Raw genomic sequence first — 19,025 nt, forward strand, 5'->3', positions numbered from 1 at the left:
GAACTGCCCATGAGCGGCAGACCCCCGTCACCAGGAGGTCGAGAAGTTGAGTCACAAGCGAATGCCCAAGCGCAAAGCCGCGATAGCGGCCCGGCCGCGCTGCGCTGCCTGGAGCGGGCGGCCGCCGAGGGCCGCCGCTACGACGTCCTCCTCGTCGACGCCGACCTGGGCGGCAGCCTGCCCGGCGTGCGCCCGGCCGTGCCCGTGCAGGAGGGCGACGAGGACGGACTGGTCGACGGGATCTCGCTGGTCGCGGGCGTCCGGTCCGCGCAGCCCGCCGTACGGACCGTCGTCCTCGCCGAGAAGGACGACCCGCGCCGTGCCGCCCTCGCGCTGGGGGCCGGTGCCTCCGGCTGGGTCGCCAAGGACTGCTCCCTGTCCCGGCTGCTGACCGTGATACGCGGCGTGCTGCGCGACGAGACGCACCTCCCGCCCGCGCTGCTCACCGGCGTCCTCAAAGAGCTGACGGCCGCCCGCAAGCACCGCACCGAGAGCGAGCGGCTGGTGGAGTCCCTCACGCCGAGGGAGCGCGAGGTGCTCAGGTGCATGGTCGCGGGCCTCGGCCGCAAGGCCGTGGCCGAACGGCTGTACCTGTCCCCGCACACCGTCCGCACCCATATGCAGAACGTCCTCGGCAAGCTGGGCGTCCACTCGACCCTGGCCGCCGTCGCGCTCGCCCGGCGGGCCGGGGTGGGCCCGGTGGACCTAACCGGGGATGTTGTCGAACGGGGCGGTCAACTGGCGTAGCAGCCCGGCGAGTTCCGCGCGCTGCGCCCGGGACAGCTCGCCGAGGATCGCCCGCTCCTGCGCCAGCAGGCCCGCGAGCGCCTGGTCGGCCCGGTCCTGGCCGGTGCCGGTCAGCCGGACCAGCACGCCCCGCCGGTCGCTCGGGTCGGGCAACCGCTCCACCAGGCCCTTCTTCGCGAGCCGGTCGATCCGGTTGGTCATCGTGCCCGACGTGACCAGGGTCTGCGTCAGCAGCTGCCCGGGGGAGAGCTGGTACGGCGTGCCCGCGCGCCGCAGCGCGGTCAGCACGTCGAACTCCCAGGGTTCCAGCTGGTGCTCGGCGAACGCGAGCCGGCGTGCGCGGTCCAGGTGCCGGGCGAGCCGGCTCACCCGGCTGAGCACTTCCAGCGGCTCCACATCGAGGTCCGGACGCTCCCGGCGCCACGCTGCGACCAGCCGATCGACCTCGTCCTCCATGGAGATCAGTGTAGTGGTTGTGTCGACATGAAGTCTCTTGACATCAAGTCTCTTGACATCGAGATAATCGGGTGGGGAAAGTGGAGGACATGACGAACACCGCCTGGGACCCCGCTCAGTACCTGCGTCACGCCGGCCACCGCGCCCGCCCCTTCACCGACCTCCTCGCCCGCGTCCCGGACCTGCCCGCACAGGACGACCGCCCCCGCATCGCCGACCTCGGCTGCGGCCCGGGCAACGTCACCGTCCTGCTCGCCGAGCGCTGGCCCACCGCCCAGATCACCGGCTACGACAACTCGCCCCAGATGCTCGACAAGGCCCACGTCGACCACGCGGGCCCGACGGCCGACGGCGGCCGCCTGGACTTCGCCCCCGCCGACGCGCGCGCCTGGACCCCGCAGGAACCGCACGACCTGATCGTCAGCAACGCCACGCTCCAGTGGGTGCCGGGCCACATCGACCGCTTCGCCGACTGGATCGCCGCCCTCAAGCCCGGCGGCACCCTCGCCTTCCAGGTCCCGGACAACGTCGACGCCCCGCTGCACGCCCTCATGCGCGAACTGGCCGCCACCCCCCGCTGGAAGTCCCGCCTCGCCGACCTCCTGCGCCGCACCGACTCCGTGCACACCCCCGGTACCTACCTGGACCGCCTCGCCCGCCTCGGCTGCGCCACCGACGTCTGGCAGACCACGTACTTCCACGTCCTGCAGGGCCAGGACCCGGTCCTGGACTGGGTGAAGGGGACCGGCCTGCGGCCCGCCCTGACCGCGCTGGCCGACGATCCCGAGGCCCGGGACGCCTTCCTCACCGAGTACCGGGACCTGCTGCGCGAGGCGTACCCGACAGCCGGCTACGGCACCGTCATGCCCTTCCGCCGGCTGTTCGCCGTGGCCGTCAAGGAGGGGTGAGCGTGCTGGTCGCCGTCGATCACGTCCAGCTCGCCGCCCCGCCCGGATCGGAGGACGCACTGCGCTCGTACTACACCGGCGTCCTCGGCATGACGGAGATCCCCAAGCCGCCGGTGCTCGCGGCCCGCGGCGGCTGCTGGTTCGAGGCGGGCTCCGTGCAGCTCCACCTCGGCGTCGAGCACGACTTCCGCCCCGCGAGGAAGGCCCACCCGGGGCTCAGGGTCCGGGACATCGAGGCGTACGCGGCCCGGCTCACCGCGAAGGGCGCGAAGGTGACCTGGGACGACAACCTCCCCGGCCATCTGCGCTTCTACTCGGAGGATCCCGTCGGCAACCGCCTGGAGTTCCTCCAGCCCCGGTAGCCGAGCACCGTCCACCGGGCGAAACCCACCGCGAACGCGAGCGGGACCAGCGGGGACAGCGCCCGGCCCAGCCCGCGCCGCCGGACCATCGCACGGTCGTACGAGCGCCGGCTCCCGCACCCGCCGGGGGCGCGGCTACGCCTTGCGGTGTCCGATCAGCCGCGGCTTCGGCTCCAGCCCGTCCAGGCCGTGCCACGCCAGGTTCACCAGATGCGCCGCCACCTCGGCCTTCTTCGGGCGGCGCACGTCCAGCCACCACTGGCCCGTCAGCGCGACCATGCCGACCAGCGCCTGGGCGTACAGCGGAGCCAGCTTCGGGTCGAAGCCACGGGACTTGAACTCGCGGCCCAGGATGTCCTCCACCTGGGTCGCGATGTCGGAGATCAGTGACGCGAAGGAACCCGTGGACTGCGGGATGGGCGAGTCACGGACCAGGATGCGGAAACCGTCCGTGCACTCCTCGATGTAGTCCAGCAGCGCGAACGCGGCCTGCTCGCACAGTTCACGGGGATGGCCGGCCGTCAGCGAGCTGGTCACCATGTCCAGCAGGCGCCGCATCTCCCGGTCGACCACCACCGCGTACAGGCCCTCCTTGCCGCCGAAGTGCTCGTACACCACCGGCTTGGACACCCCGGCCTTCGCCGCGATCTCCTCCACCGACGTGCCCTCGAAACCCTTCGCCGCGAAGAGAGTGCGACCGATCTCCAGCAGCTGCTGGCGGCGCTCGGCACCGGTCATACGGGTCCGGCGAGTCCGCCGCTGCTTGTCATTTCCGGGATTGCTGCTGGAATCGGTCGCCACGGCGTCAATCATGCCGCCTCGGCGGTCTCCTTCCCGTGCCGGGAGCCGCCTTCCACGCCGTTCCGGCGCGAATCGATACGCGAGCGTGACGGCCAGCGCACGTCGTACGCCCAGCCGAGCAGCTCGAAGATCCGGATGAACCGCGCCGAGGAGTCGATCTGGCCGCGCATCACCCCGTGCCGCGCCGAGGTCGGATCGGCGTGGTGCAGGTTGTGCCACGACTCACCGCAGGACAGCACCGCCAGCCACCACACGTTGCCCGAACGGTCCCGCGACTTGAACGGCCGCTTGCCCACCGCGTGACAGATCGAGTTGATCGACCACGTCACATGGTGCAGCAACGCCACTCGTACGAGTGATCCCCAGAAGAACGCCGTCACCGCGCCCCACCAGGACATCGTCACCAGACCGCCGATCAGCGGAGGCAGCAGCAGCGAGGCCGCCGTCCACAGCACGAACTGCCGGGAGATCGCACGGATCGCCGGGTCCTTGATCAGATCCGGCGCGTACTTCTCCTGCGGGGTCTGCTCCTCATCGAACATCCAGGCGATGTGAGCCCACCACAGGCCCTTCATCAGCGCCGGAACCGTCTCGCCGAACCGCCACGGAGAGTGCGGATCGCCCTCCGCGTCGGAGAACTTGTGATGCCTGCGGTGATCGGCCACCCAGCGCACGAGGGGACCCTCGACCGCCAGCGAACCCATGATCGCCAGCGCGATCCGCAGGGGCCGCTTCGCCTTGAACGAGCCATGGGTGAAGTACCGGTGGAAACCGATCGTGATGCCGTGGCAGCCGAGGAAGTAGAAGAACACCAGCAGGCCCAGGTCGAGCCAGCTGACCCCCCAGCCCCAGGCCAGCGGCACCGCCGCCACCAGCGCCAGGAACGGCACGGTGATGAAGAGCAGCAGCGTGATCTGCTCGATCGAACGCTTCTGCTCACCGCCGAGCGTGGCGGAGGGAGCAGGAGCGGCGGTGGCCTGATGGGCGTCTGCGATCACATCGGAACTTGAGGTCATGCGCGTCCCCTGTGAGGGTCGAGGGTCGAGGCAGGTGCCGGGCCGCCGGGACCGACGGGACTCGACGGTACTTCCCTACGGTTCCGTAACCTACGGCGTCGTAAGTATGGCAGCGTGTCGCGCGGCGGCAAGAGCCCCAGAGCCTGCGCCTCCGCATGGACACCTATCCTTGGAGTCGGTCGGACAGCGCGGTCCGCTGAAGTTTCCTTCCCGGACGCTCCGGCCCGTATGCGGCCCCCCGCCGCGTGGCAGACGGACGGGTTCCCTCCCAGACGAGCTTCAACACTGCAAGGAGCCGCACCTGTGAGCAGTGCCGACGACCAGACCACCACGACCGGCAGCGAGCTGCGCGCCGACATCCGCCGCCTGGGTGATCTCCTGGGCGAGACCCTCGTACGGCAGGAAGGCACCGAACTCCTCGACCTGGTCGAAAAGGTCCGCCGCCTCACCCGCGAGGACGGCGAGGCCGCCGCCGAACTGCTGCGCGGCACCGAACTGGAGACCGCGGCCAAGCTGGTCCGCGCCTTCTCCACCTACTTCCACCTGGCCAACGTCACCGAACAGGTGCACCGCGGCCGCGAACTGCGCGCCAGGCGCGCCGCCGAGGGCGGCCTCCTCGCCCGCACGGCCGACCGCCTCAAGGACGCCGACCCCGAGCACCTCAGGCAGACCGTCCACCACCTCAACGTCCGCCCGGTCTTCACCGCGCACCCCACCGAGGCCGCGCGCCGGTCCGTCCTCAACAAGCTCCGGCGCATCGCCGCGCTCCTGGACACCCCCGTCCTCGAGACCGACCGCCGCCGCCACGACGTCCGCCTCGCCGAGAACATCGACCTCGTCTGGCAGACCGACGAACTGCGCGTCGTCCGCCCCGAACCCGCCGACGAGGCCCGCAACGCCATCTACTACCTCGACGAACTCCACGCCGATGCCGTCGGCGACGTCCTCGAGGACCTCACCGCCGAACTGGAGCGCGTCGGCGTCAAGCTCCCCGACGACACCCGCCCCCTCACCTTCGGCACCTGGATCGGCGGCGACCGCGACGGCAACCCCAACGTCACCCCCCAGGTCACCTGGGACGTCCTCATCCTCCAGCACGAACACGGCATCAACGACGCCCTGGAGACGATCGACGAACTGCGCGGCCTGCTCTCCAACTCCATCCGCTACGCCGGCGCCACCGAGACCCTGCTCGAATCCCTCAAGGCCGACCTCGACCAGCTGCCCGAGATCAGCCCCCGCTACAAGCGCCTCAACGCCGAGGAGCCCTACCGCCTCAAGGCCACCTGCATCCGGCAGAAGCTGGAGAACACCAAGCAGCGCCTCGCCAAGGGCACCCTCCACGAGCCCGGCCGCGACTACCTCGGCACCGGCGAACTGCTCGACGACCTCAGGCTCATCCAGACCTCCCTGCGCGCGCACCGCGGCGGCCTCTTCGCCGACGGCCGCCTCAGCCGCACCATCCGCACCCTCGCCGCCTTCGGCCTCCAGCTCGCCACCATGGACGTCCGCGAACACGCGGACGCCCACCACCACGCCCTCGGCCAGCTCTTCGACCGCCTCGGCGAGGAGTCCTGGCGCTACGCCGACATGCCCCGCGAGTACCGCACCAAGCTCCTCGCCAAGGAACTGCGCTCCAGAAGGCCGCTCGCGCCCACCCCCGCCCCCGTCGACGAGGCCGGTGCCAAGACCCTCGGCGTCTTCGAGACCGTCAAGAAGGCCCTCGCGGTCTTCGGCCCCGAGGTCATCGAGTCCTACATCATCTCCATGTGCCAGGGCGCCGACGACGTCTTCGCCGCCGCCGTCCTCGCCCGCGAGGCCGGCCTCCTCGACCTGCACGCCGGCTGGGCGCAGATCGGCATCGTCCCCCTCCTGGAGACCACCGACGAACTGCGCGCCGCCGACACCATCCTCGAGGACATGCTCTCCGACCCGTCCTACCGGCGCCTGGTCGCGCTGCGCGGCGACGTCCAGGAGGTCATGCTCGGCTACTCCGACTCCTCCAAGTTCGGCGGCATCACCACCAGCCAGTGGGAGATCCACCGCGCCCAGCGCCGGCTGCGCGACGTCGCCCACCGCTACGGCGTCCGCCTGCGCCTCTTCCACGGCCGCGGCGGCACCGTCGGCCGCGGCGGCGGCCCCTCCCACGACGCCATCCTCGCCCAGCCCTGGGGCACCCTGGAGGGCGAGATCAAGGTCACCGAGCAGGGCGAGGTCATCTCCGACAAGTACCTCATCCCGTCCCTCGCCCGGGAGAACCTGGAACTGACCGTCGCGGCCACCCTCCAGGCCTCGGCCCTGCACACCGCCCCCCGCCAGTCCGACGAGGCCCTCGCCCGCTGGGACGCGGCCATGGACGTCGTCTCCGACGCCGCCCACGCCGCCTACCGCCGGCTCGTCGAGGACCCCGACCTGCCGACGTACTTCCTCGCCTCCACGCCCGTCGACCAGCTCGCCGAGCTGCACCTGGGCTCGCGGCCCTCCCGCCGCCCCGGCTCGGGCGTCTCGCTCGACGGACTGCGCGCCATCCCGTGGGTGTTCGGCTGGACCCAGTCCCGGCAGATCGTGCCCGGCTGGTTCGGCGTCGGCTCCGGCCTCAAGGCGCTGCGGGAGACCGGCCTGGACACCGTGCTCGGCGAGATGCACGAACAGTGGCACTTCTTCCGCAACTTCATCTCCAACGTCGAGATGACCCTCGCCAAGACCGACCTGCGCATCGCCCAGCACTACGTCGACACCCTCGTCCCCGACGAGCTCAAGCACGTCTTCGACACCATCAGGGCCGAACACGAGCTGACCGTCCGCGAGGTCCTGCGGGTCACCGGCGAACAGGAACTCCTCGACGCCCAGCCCGCCCTCAAGCAGACCTTCAGCATCCGCGACGCCTACCTGGACCCCATCTCCTACCTCCAGGTCACCCTGCTCAAGCGCCAGCGCGACGAGGCCGCCGCCGGCGCCACCCCCGACCCGCTGCTCTCCCGCGCCCTGCTCCTCACCGTCAACGGCGTGGCAGCCGGACTGCGCAACACCGGCTGACCCCCGCCCCGACACAACGGTGCCCCCGAGGTCGTACGACCCCGGGGGCACCCCCATGTCCGCATCAGCTCACTGCACGACCAGGAACGCCGCCGTCAGCAGACCCACACCCGCGAGCCCCAGCACCCACGCCGCCCGCGCCAGCCGCATCCCGCCCGCGACCACCACCGACGCCAGCAGCAACGCCCCGCCCAACGGCACCCAGGCGTACAGGACCCCCGCCGGCCCGGACCGCACCGCGTCCCCGGTACCCGGCTTCAGCACGACGTCGTACGTCTGCCCCCGCCGCACCGCGACCGACTTCTCGATCTCCACACGGTCGCGGGCCCGCGACCCCGCCGACGCCGGCGTGAACGGCCCGCTGCACATGTTCCCGGCACAGGCCGTCACCCTGACCGTGCCCCGCTCCCGCCCCTTGGTCAGCATCACGTGCTGCGCGGTCCCCCAGGAACCCCACACCCCCGCGAAAAGGATCAGCAGGGCGATCGCACCCGTCGCCGAGACCCGCCCGAACCGCAACGCGGACACGGACGCCTGGCGAGCAGTGCTGGCGGAGGCAGGCATGGCCGGGATCATTGGCCATTCCCCCACGACCGGTCAACTCGCCCGGTCCCCAAGGACGGACAAGTCAGGAGTTGTGCGACGCCCCCGCACGCTCACGAGTTGTACGCGCTCTGCGCCCGCTCCAGCCCCTCGGTCACCAGACACTCCACCGCGTCCGCACCCCGGTCCACGAAGTAGTCCAGCTCCTTGCGCTCCGCCGACGAGAAGTCCTTCAGCACGAAGTCCGCGACCTGCATCCGCCCCGGCGGCCGCCCGATCCCGAACCGCACCCGGTGGTAGTCCGCGCCCATCGCCTTCGTCATCGACTTCAGGCCGTTGTGCCCGTTGTCCCCGCCGCCCAGCTTCAGCCGCAGCGTGCCGTAGTCGATGTCCAGCTCGTCATGGACCGCGACGATGTTCGCCACCGGCACCTTGTAGAAGTCCCTGAGCGCGTTCACCGGACCGCCGGACAGGTTCATGTACGACATCGGCTTGGCCAGGATCACCCGGCGGTTGGCCGGCCCCACCGGGCCGATCCGGCCCTCCAGCACCTGCGCCTGCGCCTTGCCCGCCCGCTTGAACTTCCCCCCGATCCGCTCCGCGAGCAGGTCCACCACCATGAAACCGACGTTGTGCCGGTTCATGGCGTACTCCGGCCCGGGATTGCCGAGCCCGACGATCAGCCAGGGGCCACTGGCGGGGGTGGTCACGTCCATGTCTCCTTGATACGCGCCAGCCGCCGCCTCCCGCGAGGGAGACAGCGGCTGAACAGATGATGACGACGGCGAGGATCAGACCTCGGCGACCTCTTCGCCCTCGGCGGCCTCTTCGCCCTCGGTCTCCTCGACCTGCGCGGCCAGGACCTGAAGGACGACGGCGTCCTCCTCGACGGCCAGGGTCACGCCGCTGGGGAGCTTGATGTCCTTGGCGAGGATGGAGGCGCCGGCCTCCAGGCCCTCGACGGAGACCGTGACGCCCTCGGGGATGTGCGTGGCCTCGGCCTCGACCGGCAGCGCGTTCAGCACGTGCTCCAGCAGGTTGCCGCCCGGGGCCAGCTCGCCCTCGGCGTGCACCGGGATCTCGACCGTGACCTTCTCGCCGCGCTTGACCAGCAGCAGGTCGACGTGCTCCAGGAAGCCCTTGATCGGGTCACGCTGCACGGACTTCGGGATCGCCAGCTCGTTGGACTTGCCGTCGATGTCCAGGGAGATCAGGACGTTCGGCGTACGCAGCGCCATCAGCAGCTCGTGGCCCGGCAGGGTCAGGTGCAGCGGGTCGGAACCGTGGCCGTACAGGACACCCGGGACCTTGTTCTCGCGGCGGATGCGACGGGCGGCACCCTTGCCGAACTCGCTGCGGGTCGCGGCGGTGAGCTTCACCTCGGACATATGGATCACTCCTCGTAGGAAAGCGAACGGACGGGGTCACCCGGCCACGAACGGCCTGCTACGAAGAGCGCGTCGATAACGGACCGCCGTACACACGAGTACGGCCTCCCTCGCCGAGCAACTGGAGCAGTCTACTCGGATCGGGAGGCCGTACTCAAAAGGATCTTCGGCTATCTCGCGCGGCGGGGTTGCAAAAACCTCACTGCTCGTCGAAGAGACTGGTCACCGACCCGTCCTCGAACACCTCACGCACCGCACTCGCGATCGTCGGAGCGATCGACAGCACCGTGATCTTGTCCAGATCCCGGCCCAGCTCCGCCGGCGTCGGCAGCGTGTTCGTGAACACGAACTCACTCACCCGCGAGTTCTTCAGCCGGTCCGCGGCCGGACCCGACAGCACACCGTGCGTCGCCGTCACGATCACGTCCTCCGCGCCGTGCGCGAACAACGCGTCCGCCGCCGCACAGATCGTGCCACCCGTGTCGATCATGTCGTCCACGAGCACACACACGCGGCCCTTGACCTCACCCACGACCTCGTGGACGGTCACCTGGTTCGCCACGTCCTTGTCACGCCGCTTGTGCACGATCGCCAGCGGCGCACCGAGCCGGTCGCACCAACGGTCCGCCACCCGCACCCGGCCCGCGTCCGGCGACACCACCGTCAGCTTGTCCCGGTCCACCTTCTGGCCCACGTAGTCCGCCAGCAGCGGCAGCGCGAACAGGTGGTCCACCGGACCGTCGAAGAAGCCCTGGATCTGATCCGTGTGAAGATCCATCGTCAGAATCCGGTCAGCACCCGCCGTCTTCATCAGATCCGCGATCAGACGCGCCGAAATCGGTTCACGACCCCGGTGCTTCTTGTCCTGCCGCGCGTAACCGTAGAACGGCACAATCACCGTGATGGAGCGGGCCGACGCACGCTTCAGCGCGTCGATCATGATCAGCTGCTCCATGATCCACTTGTTGATCGGAGCCGTGTGGCTCTGGATCAGGAAGCAGTCCGCACCACGAGCCGACTCCTGGTAACGGACATAGATCTCACCGTTCGCGAAGTCGAAGGCCTTCGTCGGGACGACCCCGACACCCAGCTGCTGGGCGACCTCCTCGGCAAGCTCGGGGTGGGCGCGGCCGGAGAAGAACATCAACTTCTTCTCGCCGGTCGTCTTGATCCCGGTCACAGCACTGTCTCCTCAGAGGTTGTCTCAGCCAGCCGGCTGCTCGGCGACCTCTCGGCTGGGCATGAGAGGCCGTATCAGCTGGTAGGGATGCGGGTGCACGCGTGCGGATGTGCACTTATCACGGTACGCCGTGTTTGGCGCACCCGTTTCCCCTCAGCCCTCGCTCTCGCCCTGCCGGGACACCGCCTCGGCGGCCTTCGCCGCCGCACTCCCCGGCCGCTTCCGCGCCACCCAGCCCTCGATATTCCGCTGCTGACCGCGGGCCACGGCCAGCGAACCCGGCGGCACATCCTTCGTGATCACAGACCCGGCAGCGGTGTACGCACCGTCCCCGACCGTGACAGGCGCCACAAACATGTTGTCCGAACCCGTCTTGCAGTGCGACCCGACCGTCGTGTGGTGCTTGTTCTCACCGTCGTAGTTCACGAACACACTCGCCGCACCGATGTTCGAGAAATCACCGATCGTCGCGTCACCCACGTACGACAGATGCGGAACCTTCGTCCCCTCACCGATCGACGAGTTCTTCGTCTCGACATACGTACCGATCTTCGACTTCACCCCGAGCCGCGTACCCGGCCGCAGATACGCGTACGGCCCCACCGACGCCTGCGGACCGATCCGCGCCCCGTCCGACACGGTGTTGTCCACCCGCGCCCCGGCGCCCACCTTCGTGTCGTGCAGCCGGCTGTTCGGCCCCACCTCGGCGCCCTCGCCCAGCTGCGTCGAACCGGTGAGCTGCGTACCCGGATGCACGACCGCGTCCCGCTCGAACGTCACCGTCACATCAACCCAGGTCGTCGCCGGGTCCACGACCGTGACCCCGTCCAGCATGGCCCGGGTCAGCAGCCGGTCGTTCAGGATCCGGCGCGCCTCCGCCAGCTGCACGCGGTTGTTGATCCCGGCGATCTCCCGGTGGTCGGCGGCCACCGACGCCCCGACCCGGTGCCCGGCCTCGCGCAGGATCCCCAGCACGTCGGTGAGGTACTCCTCGCCCTGGCTGTTGTTCTTCCGCACCTTCGTCAGCGCGTCCGCGAGCAGCCGCCCGTCGAACGCGAACACCCCGCTGTTGATCTCCCGGATCGCCCGCTGGTCGTCGCTCGCGTCCTTGTGCTCGACGATCGCCGTCACGGCACCCGTCTCCTCGTCCCGCACGATCCGGCCGTAACCGGTCGCGTCCGGCACCTCAGCGGTCAGCACGGTCACGGCGTTGCCGTCCGTGTGATGCGTCCCGGCGAGCTGCCGCAGGGTGTCGGCGGTGAGCAGGGGAGTGTCCCCGCACACGACCACGACGGTCCCCTCGACGGCCCCGCCCAGCTCCTCGAGGCCCATCCGCACGGCGTGCCCGGTGCCGTTCTGCTCCGCCTGCACCGCGGTCCGCACCGCCGGGTCGATCTCGGTCAGGTGCGCGGTGACCTGCTCGCGGGCGTGGCCGACCACGACGACCAGGTTCTCGGGCTTCAACTCGCGGGAGGCGGCCAGCACATGGCCCACGAGGGAACGGCCGCAGATCTGATGCAGCACCTTGGGTGTGGCCGACTTCATACGGGTGCCCTCACCCGCTGCGAGAACGACGACGGCTGCCGGGCGGATGGCACTCACGGGGTTGCCCTTCGGCTCTGAATGGGTGGGACAGCCGCAGGATACCGGGGGGAGGTTTGGGGGGTATGAGTGCGGGCCCTGACGGTGGATTTACCGGTCAGAACCCGAACTGGGCATGTGCTCCCGGGGGAGGACTCGAACCCCCATGATCAGAACCAAAATCTGACGTCTTGCCCTTAGACGACCCGGGATTGCCGCTATGTCCGATTCGGAAGATCGGCTGCGGCGACAGCCCCTACTATGCCGTACCACCAGCCTTCGATGCGACGGTACAGCTCCGCTCCCTCCAGGACGCCGATCACGAGGCACCCCCGATAGTTTTCACCCACGTTTTTGCGGACGGTCTTCGGGTTGTGCTTCTTGATGGTCGTTCGCTGCAACGCGGAGGCGTCAATGCCCACGAGGTCGGCCCAGTGGCGTTCGGCGCCCTCGATGTCGACCGTGGCGTGGATCATGACGCGGCATCGGAGGCGCGTTCGTTCTACGCCGAGCATGTCCAACCAGGCGAGGTAGATCCGGATCACGTCCGGGTCGCTGTTGACGAACTGGACGTACTCCCGGCGGGCATACGGCTTGTCCTTGGTTCCCTCGGCCCAGTAGAGGGCGACGCCGGTCATGAACAGCTCGCGGGCGGTCATCGCGCCGATCTCGTCGGTGGCGGCGGCCTTGGTCTTCCGGCGCTTCTCGTCCCTGGCCGCGAGCTCGTGCTCCCAGCGCTTCCGGGCCGCCAGCTTCGCCTGCTCGGTGGGGTCGCGCCGCTCCGGCCTCGGCAGATCCCGCACCCACAACGAGATCGAACTCTTCGAGCAGCCCAGCTCGATTTGAATCCGGTCGTACGTCCAGCCCTGGAGCCGCAGCTCCCTCGCCCTCTCCCGCAGGTCGTCCTTGGCGTTCGGGCGCCTCGTCCACTCAGGTGGCGGCTCGCCCTCCAGGAGGCGGTTGAGGAGGTCGTCGTTGTCGACGTGCAGACGGTCACGGATCTGCCGTCGGCTCAGGCCCGCCCGCCGGAGGGCGATCGCCTGCTCGCGTAAGCGCTCGAAGTCGGCGTATTTGCCGAGTGCATGTGTCATACGCATACCGTCCGGGCGGAATGTGGGGTTCCGCGGTCGAACGTGAAGGGTTCGGCAGTTCGAGGGATACCGGTGGGTTTCGAGGTCGTTCGGTTACGGGGTGTGGTGTGTGGAGGTAGGCGAAAGTCACCGGAAAAGCCCCACCCGTCGCCCGTAGGCTGGACGCATGACCACGACGGGGGAAGACCATGCCAGGGCGCTGACCGGCCCCTGGTGGTGGGCGAGGTGGCGCAGCGCGGCGCTCGACGCGAGTCTCGCGCTGGTGTCCGCCGTGGAGTGCGGCGCCGAGGGGATCGGTTTCGCCCGGGACGCGGGGATCCCGCTGTCGGTGGGGATCGTGTTCGGGCTGATCGCCGGCTCGGTGCTCCTGGTGCGGCGGAAGTGGCCGATCGCCGTGGTGCTGGTGGGGATCGCGATCACGCCGGCCCAGATGGGTTTCCTGATGGGGATCGTCGGCCTGTACACGCTGGCGGCGTGCGAGCTGCCGCGGCGGGTCATCGGGGCGCTGGCCGGGATGTCGCTGCTGGGTACGGCGGTCGTGACGTTCGTGCGGGTCCGGCAGGACATGGCGCGGGGTGATCTGACGCTCGGCGACTGGTTCGTGCCGTTCGCCGCGGTGGCGACGGCGTTGGGGCTGACGGCTCCGCCGGTGCTGCTGGGGTTGTACGTGGGGGCGCGGCGGCGGTTGATGGAGAGCCTGCGGGAGCGGGCGGACAGTCTGGAGCGGGAGCTTCAGCTGCTCGCGGAGCGGGCGGAGGAGCGGGCCGAGTGGGCGCGCAACGAGGAGCGGACGCGGATCGCGCGGGAGATGCACGACGTGGTCGCGCATCGGGTGAGTCTGATGGTGGTGCATGCGGCCGCGCTGCAGGCGGTGGCGCGGAAGGATCCTGAGAAGGCGGTGCGGAACGCGGCTCTGGTGGGGGACATGGGCCGGCAGGCGCTGACGGAGTTGCGGGAGATGCTCGGGGTGCTGCGGGCGGGGGAGGGTGCGGGCCGGCGTGCCGCCGCGTTGCCGTTGGTGTCGGTGGGGCAGGCGGCCGCTGCGGCGGCTTCCCGGATGGCCGAGGCGGAGGGCGTGGTGGAGGGGCCGCATCTGTCGGCGCTGGACGAGTTGATCGGGCAGTCGGCGGCGGCGGGGATGGTGGTGGATCTGTCGGTGGAGGGGGAGGTGCGGGCGTATGCGGCGGAGGTGGAGCAGACGGCGTACCGGGTGGTGCAGGAGGCGCTGACGAACGTCCACAAGCATGCGGCGGGTGCGAAGACGCATGTGCGGCTCGCGCACCGGGTGTCGGAGATCGCGATGCAGGTGGAGAACGAGCCGCCTCCGGAGTTGGCGTCGGCGTCGGCGGCGGGGCTGCCGTCGGGTGGCAACGGTCTGGTGGGGATGCGGGAGCGGGTCGCCGCGCTGGGCGGGGTGTTCGTGTCGGGGCCGACGGATGCGGGGGGTTTCCGGGTGTCGGCGGTGATTCCGGCGGTGTGAGCCGCTGTCCTGGCTGGGGCGCGAGATGGGCCTCGGTCCGGTGGTGGGGTGTGCCGGGTTCTGGCCGGTGGTGGGGCGCGGCGTGTCCCGGTCGGTGGTGTGAGCGGCTGTCTTGGCCGGTGGTGGGGCGCGGCGTGTCCCGGTCGGTGGTGTGAGCGGCTGTCTTGGCCGGTGGTGGGGCGTGTCGGGGATCGGCCGGTGGTGGGGTGTGCCGGGTTCTGGCGGGTGGTGGGGGGTGCGCCGGGGTTCAGTCGGCGGTGAGGTGTGCGCGGGGTCAGCCGGCGGTCAGGCGTACCGGTTCGATGCCGGTGATGAGGGTGGACAGGGCGTGGTCGATGTCGGGGCCCGCGTACCAGTCGCCGGTGTGGTCGAGGGTGTAGACGCGGCCTTCGCTGTCGATGGCGAGGGCGGCGGCGGTGTCGGTCTCCGCGCCGAGGGGGCAGAGTTCGGTGCCGAGGGCGCGGCCGAGGTCGCCGAGGGTGCGGGCGAGGTGGAGACCGTGCAGGGGGTCGAGGTGGAGGGTGGCGGGGGCGATCTGGCGGCCGGGTCCGTTGGGGGTGACGCGGAGGCCGCCGAATTCCGCCCAGGCCTCGACGGCGGCCGGGAAGACGGTGTGCCGGTGTCCGGCGGGCGAGGTGTGCTCGCGCAGGGTGTCGGCCCAGATCTCGGCCTGCTTTATGTCCCAGCGTCCGGGTTGCCAGCCGGCGGCGCGCAGTGCGGCGTCGACGGGTACGGGGAAGCGCGTGGTGGAGGTGCGGTCGGGGTGCATCTGCCCTTCGATCGTCGTACTCGCGGGGTGGTACTGGGGTTGACGGTGGCTTTCAGCCGTCGGTTGCCGTGGGGTCGACGATGCGGACGCCGAAGTGGGCGGTGAGGGCGGTGCAGGCGCGGCAGGGGGTGGCGAAGCTGCCGTGGAGGGGGTCGCCGTCCTCGCGTATGCGGCGGGCGGTGAGCTTGGCGTGCTTGAGGGCTTTGCGGGCCTCGCCGTTGGTCATGGGCTTGCGGGCGGCGCGTCTGCTGCGGGTGGCGTCGGCGGCGGCGATGTGCCGGGAGATGAGGATGGTCTCGGCGCAGCGGCCGGTGAAGCGGTCGCGCTGGGCGCTGGTGAGGGAGTCGAGGAAGTCCTGGACGAGGGGGTGCAGGGACGGGGGTTCCTCGCCGCGGGCGGCGGTGCCGGTGAGGGTGGTGCCGTGGACGGAGAGGGCGGCGGCGACGGTGGGCAGGATGCCGTCGCGGCGCTGGCGGAGGGTGGGGGCGGGGGGTGCGTCGGTGCCGCTCCAGTCGACGCGAGGGTCGCCGGCCCGCACGTCGGTACCTCCGGTTCGCAAGGCGTTCATGATCGTTCTCCCCTCCACGGGCATCCCCCCGAAGGACACAGGGTGCCAAATGCCATGGCCGGTGCGGAAGCTGGGGCGGTGCGACACGCCCGTGCGGGGTCGGGTCGTCACGGTGGGGTGACGGCTGGTCACGGAGGTGGGGGTGGGGGCGGTGCGGGGCGAGTGGTGGGTGGCCGTCGGGATGTGGTGGGCCGGTGACCGGGGTTCGGGTACCGCATAGGCTGTCGGCATCCGCGATCGACACCGCCGTTCAGGCCAGAGATGACGCCGCAGGGGGCAACCGCCATGACGACAGGTCGGCTCGGGCAGCAAGCCGCGCCGCCGAACGCGGCCTATTCCGGGCAGGTCGTGCACTTCCCGGATCCGGTTCGGGCGGCACGTCACCCGAGAGGGGTACGGATCGATGACCGTGGTTACCCGGACTTCTCGCCGTACGCGCGTGTGGCGGTGGAGATCGCCGAGCCGCCGGAGGGCTTCGGCGTCGACGAGTTGCGGCTGACGGACTACGTGTCGGCGAACGCGGCGTTGGCTGCGGCGGGGCACGAGTTGTGGGACACGGTGCCGGATGTGGCGACGCCGCACGGCTGGACGTGGCATCACGTGGCGGGTTCGCGGCGGCTGGAGCTGGTTCCGGTCGAGGTGAAGGCGTTGTTGCGGCACCACGGTGGGGTGGCGACGGCGCCGGTGGACCATGCGAAGCGCGGTACGCGGCCGTTGCAGGAGACGCGGCCCGCGCACTTCGGGCTGCCGAAGTCGGGTGTGGCGGTGACCGAGGCCCAGGTGCAGGGTGTTGAAGAGGATCTCGGGTACCGGCTGCCGGGTGCGTATCGCTCGTTCCTGAAGGCGGCGGGCGGTTGTGCCTCGGTGGGCACGGCGCTGGTCGCCGAGCTGGGGCTGCTGCTGGACCAGCCGTTCTTCACGGTGCGGGACGAGGCGGCGGTCAATGACCTGGTGTACGTGAACAAGTGCCTGCGCGACCATCTGACGAAGGATTACCTCTGTGTCGCCTTCGTGCAGGGCGGGTTGCTCGCGGTGAAGGTGAAGGGCGAGCGGCTGGGTTCCGTGTGGTTCTGCGCGTACGACGATGTGCGGGATGCGGATCCGTCGTGGCCGCCGGCGGAGCGGGTGGAGCGTCTGCTGCTGCCGTGCGGTGAGGACTTCGACGCTTTTCTGTCCCGGCTGGCCGGTAGTCCGCCGGAGTTGGAGACGGTGGCGAATCTGATGGTGGACGGCGGTTTCGCCCGTGTCGTCCCGGTGTCTTCCGGCTCGGCGTCTTCCGGCCCGGTGGGGGAGTGAGCTGCGAGCGATGGTGACCTACGCGCAGGCGCAGGAGCGCGCCGAGGAGTGGATCAACGGTGACGTGCCCGCGTACCAGCATCGTGAGGTGCGGGTGCGGGAGTTCGAGCTGGGGTTCGTGGTGTGGGGCGAGGACCGGGCGGAGGGGCCGCGGTCGGATGCGGGCGGGCAGCGGCTGGTCATCGCCCGGGACAGCGGGGAGGCGACGCTGTGGCCCGCGCTGCCGGTGGGTGAGGTGATCCGCCGGTACGAGGAGGAGTACGGCCGTGCGGCGGAGCCCGAGGACGCGGTTCCGGCGCCTGCCGCCCGTATGGATCTGAACCAGACGTCGTTCCTGCTGTCTCCTCCGGAGTGGTTGCAGGAGGCGGCGGACAAGCTGGGGATCGGGGAGCGGCGGCCGGAGGGGCAGGCGGGTCCGGCTTCGGGCGACGCGGCCGCTGCCGCCGCCGGGGGTGTGGCGTCCTCCGGGCCCGGTCTTGCGCAGACGCAGGCCGGGGTGCCGGCGGGGGCGTCCGGGGGTGGGCCCGGGGCGGCCGCTCCGGTGGACGTGCCTCCCGGCTCCACGCCCTGGGCGGGTACGGACACGAACGCGGGTTCCGGTGAGGACGACCGTTCCGTGCCGTTGCCGGCGACGGTGTTCGCGCCGCCGCTCGGTGACTCCGGCGCGGATGTGCCGCGGCCGCCGGTGGCGGCGCCGGACGCGAAGACGGCGTTGATGGCGGGGGGCAGTCAGCTTCCGCCCACGGCGGTCACGCCGGCGCTCGACGCGCCGGGTATGTCCGAGGGGTACGCCGGTCCTGGCGCGCCGGGTGTGCCGGGTGCTCCGCAGGGCAGCGCGCCCCCGCCGCCGCCCGGTGCTCAGCCTTACGGCCATCCGCAGGCACCGGCGGCCCCCGGCACGCTCCCGCCGGGCGCGCCCCACCTGGCAGCGCCCGGAACTCCGGCCGCGCCGGGCAGCACTCCGCCGCCGCCCCCCGGGGCTTCGGCGTACGGCCATGCGCAGGGTCCTGGTGTGCCGGGTGTTCCGCCGGGCGGTACTCCGCCGCCGGGTCCGGGTGGTTCGACGTACGGGTATCCGCAGGGTCCGGGTGGTCCGGGGACGCCTCCTCCTGCGCCTGGTGTGCCGGGTGTTCCGCCGGGCAGTGCTCCGCCGCCGGCGCCCGGTGCCTCGGCGTACGGCGTCCCGCAGGGGCCCGGTGCCGTGCCGGGTGGTCCGGGGTACGGCTATCCGCAGGGACCGGGCGACGCCACGAACGCGCCGCAGGGGGCTCCCGGGCGGCGGCTCGCGCCGAACGCCGGGGACATCGCGGACGCCGCCACGAGCAAGGCGGCGCCGCCGCCGAGGAAGGGGCGCGCTGGCGTGGGAGCGCCGCCTCCGCCGCCGGGTGCCCCTGGTGCGCCGGGCGCGCGTCCGGGTGGTGCGCCGACGCCGCCCGCGCCGGGTGCGCCCGCGGGAGCGTATGTGCCGACGCAGCTCGTGTCGGCGCTCGGGCCCGAGGGACCGGGCGCTCCGGGTATGCCGGGTGCTCCGGCCGGTCCCGGGGGCGCGGACGGCGCCCAGCCGCCGGGCGTTCCCAGCCCGCCCAGCCCGCCCGCGCCTCCGGGTGACGTGCACCACGCGGCCACGATGCTGGCCGATCCCAGCCAGATGCAGCCCCCGCAGGCTCCGGGTATGCCGAATCCGCCCGGCGCCCCCGGGGCCCCGGGCGCCCCGGGTATGCCTCCCGCCCCCGGCGCGCCGCAGCCGCCGCACGCCCCGGGCATGCCCCCCGGTGCGCCCCAGCCCCCCGTCGGCCCCGGCGC

The 19,025-nt window shown here is 71.2% G+C and carries 17 protein-coding genes, 1 tRNA gene and 1 pseudogene; 7 read left to right on the forward strand and 12 right to left on the reverse strand.

The features are described 5' to 3' along the window. Positions 1-3 precede the first annotated feature (3 nt). Positions 4-747 (forward strand): helix-turn-helix transcriptional regulator, encoded by a 744-nt coding sequence (locus tag ACWEN3_RS20445; RefSeq protein WP_452972784.1) that lies wholly within the window; start codon positions 4-6, stop codon positions 745-747. Here ACWEN3_RS20445 and tamR read toward each other — a convergent pair. Continuing rightward, the gene (gene tamR, locus ACWEN3_RS20450) at positions 706-1,203 is read right to left on the reverse strand and encodes a MarR family transcriptional regulator TamR (RefSeq protein ID WP_452972741.1); all 498 of its coding nucleotides are present in this window, start codon (positions 1,201-1,203) and stop codon (positions 706-708) included. The genes ACWEN3_RS20445 and tamR overlap by 42 nt on opposite strands. Positions 1,204-1,292: 89 nt before the next feature. Here tamR and ACWEN3_RS20455 point away from each other — a divergent pair, with 89 nt between their 5' ends. Continuing rightward, positions 1,293-2,111, forward strand: coding sequence for a trans-aconitate 2-methyltransferase (locus tag ACWEN3_RS20455; RefSeq protein ID WP_452972744.1), 819 nt, complete (start codon positions 1,293-1,295; stop codon positions 2,109-2,111). A 2-nt stretch (positions 2,112-2,113) separates the two neighbouring features. Beyond that, a complete protein-coding gene (locus ACWEN3_RS20460) occupies positions 2,114-2,473 on the forward strand; it encodes a VOC family protein (RefSeq protein WP_452972747.1) in 360 nt (119 codons plus the stop codon). A 135-nt stretch (positions 2,474-2,608) separates the two neighbouring features. Here the strand turns inward: ACWEN3_RS20460 and ACWEN3_RS20465 are convergent, their stop codons facing one another. Both ACWEN3_RS20465 and ACWEN3_RS20470 read right to left on the reverse strand, forming a co-directional pair. Further along, the gene (locus ACWEN3_RS20465) at positions 2,609-3,286 is read right to left on the reverse strand and encodes a TetR/AcrR family transcriptional regulator (RefSeq protein ID WP_452972749.1); all 678 of its coding nucleotides are present in this window, start codon (positions 3,284-3,286) and stop codon (positions 2,609-2,611) included. Then, entirely contained in the window at positions 3,283-4,290 is a 1,008-nt protein-coding gene (locus ACWEN3_RS20470) for an acyl-CoA desaturase (RefSeq protein ID WP_452972752.1), read from the reverse strand. The genes ACWEN3_RS20465 and ACWEN3_RS20470 overlap by 4 nt, the downstream gene beginning before the upstream one ends. A gap of 303 nt (positions 4,291-4,593) precedes the next feature. Between ACWEN3_RS20470 and ppc the strand changes: the two genes are divergently transcribed. Further along, positions 4,594-7,326, forward strand: coding sequence for a phosphoenolpyruvate carboxylase (gene ppc, locus ACWEN3_RS20475; protein WP_452972755.1), 2,733 nt, complete (start codon positions 4,594-4,596; stop codon positions 7,324-7,326). Between the two features lie 69 nt (positions 7,327-7,395). On the opposite strand, the gene ACWEN3_RS20480 is transcribed toward ppc, so the two are convergent. From ACWEN3_RS20480 to ACWEN3_RS20510, 7 genes are all read right to left on the reverse strand, one after another. Then, positions 7,396-7,902 (reverse strand): hypothetical protein, encoded by a 507-nt coding sequence (locus ACWEN3_RS20480; protein WP_452972757.1) that lies wholly within the window; start codon positions 7,900-7,902, stop codon positions 7,396-7,398. An 80-nt stretch (positions 7,903-7,982) separates the two neighbouring features. Continuing rightward, positions 7,983-8,585, reverse strand: a complete 603-nt coding sequence (pth, locus tag ACWEN3_RS20485; RefSeq protein WP_452972760.1) for an aminoacyl-tRNA hydrolase — start codon at positions 8,583-8,585, stop codon at positions 7,983-7,985. Positions 8,586-8,660: 75 nt separating this feature from the next. Continuing rightward, on the reverse strand, positions 8,661-9,257 hold the full coding sequence (locus ACWEN3_RS20490; RefSeq protein WP_452972763.1) for a 50S ribosomal protein L25/general stress protein Ctc: 597 nt from the start codon (positions 9,255-9,257) through the stop codon (positions 8,661-8,663). Between the two features lie 199 nt (positions 9,258-9,456). Continuing rightward, a complete protein-coding gene (locus ACWEN3_RS20495) occupies positions 9,457-10,437 on the reverse strand; it encodes a ribose-phosphate diphosphokinase (RefSeq protein WP_452972766.1) in 981 nt (326 codons plus the stop codon). Between the two features lie 153 nt (positions 10,438-10,590). Beyond that, positions 10,591-12,039 (reverse strand): bifunctional UDP-N-acetylglucosamine diphosphorylase/glucosamine-1-phosphate N-acetyltransferase GlmU, encoded by a 1,449-nt coding sequence (gene glmU / locus ACWEN3_RS20500; RefSeq protein WP_452972769.1) that lies wholly within the window; start codon positions 12,037-12,039, stop codon positions 10,591-10,593. A gap of 120 nt (positions 12,040-12,159) precedes the next feature. Next, a tRNA-Gln gene (locus ACWEN3_RS20505) sits at positions 12,160-12,230 on the reverse strand. Between the two features lie 6 nt (positions 12,231-12,236). Further along, positions 12,237-13,109 carry a hypothetical protein gene (locus ACWEN3_RS20510; protein ID WP_452972772.1) on the reverse strand — a complete coding sequence of 291 codons (873 nt, stop codon included), beginning with the start codon at positions 13,107-13,109 and terminating at the stop codon, positions 12,237-12,239. 166 nt (positions 13,110-13,275) lie between these two features. Between ACWEN3_RS20510 and ACWEN3_RS20515 the strand changes: the two genes are divergently transcribed. Then, on the forward strand, positions 13,276-14,589 hold the full coding sequence (locus ACWEN3_RS20515) for a sensor histidine kinase (protein WP_452972775.1): 1,314 nt from the start codon (positions 13,276-13,278) through the stop codon (positions 14,587-14,589). 274 nt (positions 14,590-14,863) lie between these two features. Here ACWEN3_RS20515 and ACWEN3_RS20520 read toward each other — a convergent pair whose 3' ends face one another. After that, on the reverse strand, positions 14,864-15,358 hold the full coding sequence (locus ACWEN3_RS20520) for an SUKH-3 domain-containing protein (RefSeq protein WP_452972777.1): 495 nt from the start codon (positions 15,356-15,358) through the stop codon (positions 14,864-14,866). A 52-nt stretch (positions 15,359-15,410) separates the two neighbouring features. Beyond that, complete coding sequence (locus tag ACWEN3_RS20525) at positions 15,411-15,926, reverse strand: YwqJ-related putative deaminase (protein ID WP_452972780.1); 516 nt, start codon at positions 15,924-15,926, stop codon at positions 15,411-15,413. 285 nt (positions 15,927-16,211) lie between these two features. On the opposite strand from ACWEN3_RS20525, the gene ACWEN3_RS20530 reads away from it, so the two are divergent. Then, complete coding sequence (locus ACWEN3_RS20530) at positions 16,212-17,222, forward strand: SMI1/KNR4 family protein (RefSeq protein ID WP_452972782.1); 1,011 nt, start codon at positions 16,212-16,214, stop codon at positions 17,220-17,222. A 10-nt stretch (positions 17,223-17,232) separates the two neighbouring features. Next, positions 17,233-19,025 (forward strand): annotated as a pseudogene (locus tag ACWEN3_RS20535) (SUKH-4 family immunity protein); the annotation flags it as partial.

Source organism: Streptomyces sp. NPDC004561 (genome assembly GCF_053602155.1).

Coding starts and splice junctions, on each gene's coding strand:
- tamR (WP_452972741.1), bottom strand. CDS start 1,203: ATGGAGGACGAGGTCGATCGGCTGGTCGCAGCGTGGCGCCGGGAGCGT.
- ACWEN3_RS20455 (WP_452972744.1), top strand. CDS start 1,293: ATGACGAACACCGCCTGGGACCCCGCTCAGTACCTGCGTCACGCCGGC.
- ACWEN3_RS20465 (WP_452972749.1), bottom strand. CDS start 3,286: ATGATTGACGCCGTGGCGACCGATTCCAGCAGCAATCCCGGAAATGAC.
- ACWEN3_RS20470 (WP_452972752.1), bottom strand. CDS start 4,290: ATGACCTCAAGTTCCGATGTGATCGCAGACGCCCATCAGGCCACCGCC.
- ACWEN3_RS20480 (WP_452972757.1), bottom strand. CDS start 7,902: ATGATCCCGGCCATGCCTGCCTCCGCCAGCACTGCTCGCCAGGCGTCC.
- pth (WP_452972760.1), bottom strand. CDS start 8,585: ATGGACGTGACCACCCCCGCCAGTGGCCCCTGGCTGATCGTCGGGCTC.
- ACWEN3_RS20490 (WP_452972763.1), bottom strand. CDS start 9,257: ATGTCCGAGGTGAAGCTCACCGCCGCGACCCGCAGCGAGTTCGGCAAG.
- ACWEN3_RS20510 (WP_452972772.1), bottom strand. CDS start 13,109: ATGACACATGCACTCGGCAAATACGCCGACTTCGAGCGCTTACGCGAG.
- ACWEN3_RS20515 (WP_452972775.1), top strand. CDS start 13,276: ATGACCACGACGGGGGAAGACCATGCCAGGGCGCTGACCGGCCCCTGG.
- ACWEN3_RS20520 (WP_452972777.1), bottom strand. CDS start 15,358: ATGCACCCCGACCGCACCTCCACCACGCGCTTCCCCGTACCCGTCGAC.
- ACWEN3_RS20525 (WP_452972780.1), bottom strand. CDS start 15,926: ATGAACGCCTTGCGAACCGGAGGTACCGACGTGCGGGCCGGCGACCCT.
- ACWEN3_RS20530 (WP_452972782.1), top strand. CDS start 16,212: ATGACGACAGGTCGGCTCGGGCAGCAAGCCGCGCCGCCGAACGCGGCC.